At 44.1% G+C, this 2469-nt stretch carries 3 protein-coding genes; 1 reads left to right on the forward strand and 2 read right to left on the reverse strand.

Translation table 11 applies throughout. The features are described 5' to 3' along the window. Nucleotides 1–272, reverse strand: a 272-nt coding sequence (locus EGI32_RS20095) for a hypothetical protein (protein ID WP_255155450.1), incomplete at its 3' end; no start/stop codon positions are given. 231 nt (nt 273–503) lie between these two features. Between EGI32_RS20095 and EGI32_RS20100 the strand changes: the two genes are divergently transcribed. Continuing rightward, a complete protein-coding gene (locus EGI32_RS20100; protein WP_369681646.1) occupies nt 504–1055 on the forward strand; it encodes an alpha/beta hydrolase in 552 nt (183 codons plus the stop codon). A 1153-nt stretch (nt 1056–2208) separates the two neighbouring features. Here EGI32_RS20100 and EGI32_RS20105 read toward each other — a convergent pair. After that, nucleotides 2209–2469, reverse strand: a 261-nt coding sequence (locus EGI32_RS20105; protein WP_255157460.1) for a hypothetical protein, incomplete at its 5' end; no start/stop codon positions are given.

Below are 2469 nucleotides of genomic sequence, written 5' to 3' on the forward strand. Positions count from 1 at the left end.
CTCCCCTGCACGTATTCTACACCTGCAGGTAATCTTATTTCCACAGTAGTAGCGGTACAGGTGCCGGTAAAACCAAGATTAACGGTGAGTTTACTTACATCAAGCCCGCGTGTAAGTTGTTGAGCTGCTAATGGATAAGTAATCACCACCTGTGCTTCTAAGGTGGTACTAAAAGCAGTTGCCAGTATCACCGCTAAAATAACTGGCCGGATTAAACCCGAGCGGATTTTTTGAAAAAAGTTCTCAATGAAAGAATGGTAAAGGTTGTACATGACATGAAAATTTTAATTGAATGAAACGGAGGCTATATAGTAGTAAACTTTATTACCCCCTGCATACAGACTTGTTTTTTGGCAGATTGGTTGTCGAATTACATCTTTTTTAAATAAAATATTTTTTTATTATGATAAGCAAGCAATTGGACGCCGGCCAGGATGTAAAGTTTGAAAGTAAGGGCGTTACTCTTGCCGGCTCAATTTTAACACCTGAAAAGCCTTTCCGCCGTGGTAATTGTGCACGGATCAGACCCGGTAAAAAGAGAAATGGAGTTCACTAAACGCCTTGCCAAAGAAGGTATTTCTGTACTGACCTACGATAAACGCGGAGCGGGAGAATCCGGTGGTGTATATGCCGGGCCACCTGTTGGCACCAATAATATTGACACTACCCATCTTAATTTATTGGCTGACGATGCCAGTGCAGCAGTATATACATTTCAAACTTATCTGAAGGATAAAAAGACACCGACCGGTTTAGTGGGCTTCAGCCAGGCAGGATGGATCATCCCGATTGCTGCACGCAAAAATCCACGAATAGAATTTATGGTGCTATTCAGTTGCCCTACCATTACCACGTTAGAACAACTCCGTTTTCAATTTTATTCCATTGGCAACAAAAATTTTGGGGACAATCATACAGAGGCAGACGTTCGTGAACATATAAAAAGCGACCCGGACAGGTATCAGTTTACGGCTACCGATCCAAAAATCTCTTTGAATACTCTTCGATTCCGGGGCTTTGGCTTTTTGGCGAGAAAGACATACAGAACCCGGTAAAATTGTGCATCGAGCAATTAAATACCTTTAAAGTTCAAGGCAAACCTTTCGAATATACCTTGTTTCCTACATTAGGACACAATACTTCTTAGGCTGATATCCCCCCCTTTGATATTTCAATTCAATGGATAAAACAGAAAGCGCCGAGCATTCGGAAGACTAAAACATCAAAATAAATCGCTGCCTGCAAATGGGGTGTTTTCACCGCCGTTAGTTTTTGGATACAGGTTTTGCAGGTGGTACGCCGCAGGTAAGGCCAACAGGCAGCGGAAACTTAGGGGCGCCCCATCCGCAATTTATGAACGAACAATGTTAATGCGGAGAAAATAAGTCTTCCTATGTTATCCAGTCTACTATGCCAGAAGGGGCTGGCCGGGAGGCCACGCCCCGGCGTCGCACGGATGCGCCGATATTCAATGACAGCATTCCCCTCCCACCCTCGCTGTGGCCGGGGCACAGAACTTAACTTTAAAAAACAAACCACTCATTCTTGTTACACTTTTTTCGCCTGCGTTGGTAACCTTCCCCACTTTATAATCCATCTTTCCACCCGTAAGTCGCCGGGGCGTGGCCTCCCGGCCTGCCCCATCCGCAATTTATGAACGAACAATGTTAATGCGTAGAAAATAAGTCTTCTCCTATGCTATCCAGTCTACTCAGCAAGAAGGGGCTGGCCGGGAGGCCACGCCCCGGCGTCGCACGGATGCGCCGACATTCATTAACAGCATGCCCGGCCTGCCTTCGCCGTGGCCGGGGTACAGAACTTAACTTTAAAAAACAAACCACTCATTCTTGTTACACTTTTTTTTCAAAAAATTTGTGTAACGGATTTTTAGTTTATTTTTTGTTACAGTTTTTTTTCAAAAAAATGTTGTAACGAAACTTCGTATAAATGAAACCGGGTTTTATATTTCGGAAGGTCACCAACGTGGCAAAATTTGGAGACCATAGCTTTTCGGACCAGCCGCGGGTACAATGGTAACAACCCGCAAACCGGCCACAGACCGGCGACCTTGTGAAAGCGCAAGTGATCGCGAAAATTTTCTTTTGATCTGGGTTTATAGCAGGTAATATTTACACCGGAGGGGAATGGGAATAATTAGCAAAATGCCCTGCTGAACCATACAGTCCATCAGCAGGGCATTTTTTTTATTTATTGAGAAACCCCCAATTCCTGGTTGTGTACAGTTACCTGAACAGTAAATTCATATGCATCAACAGGGATGGTCTGCGGTTTGCTCATTCCTCCGCCCGGTAGCTGGAAAGGCTTTGAAATAAATGTTTTTTGAACGATCAGCTTTTGGGTCCCGTTGCCGAAACTTTTATTTACTTTAAATTCAACATACCTCGACTCCCTCAGGAAATTGCTTTGTGTAATGGTAGCCAGCAATATAAGGGACCCTGTACTTGCAGG

This window comes from Ferruginibacter sp. HRS2-29, from assembly GCF_024343615.1.
Taxonomy (GTDB): domain Bacteria; phylum Bacteroidota; class Bacteroidia; order Chitinophagales; family Chitinophagaceae; genus Ferruginibacter.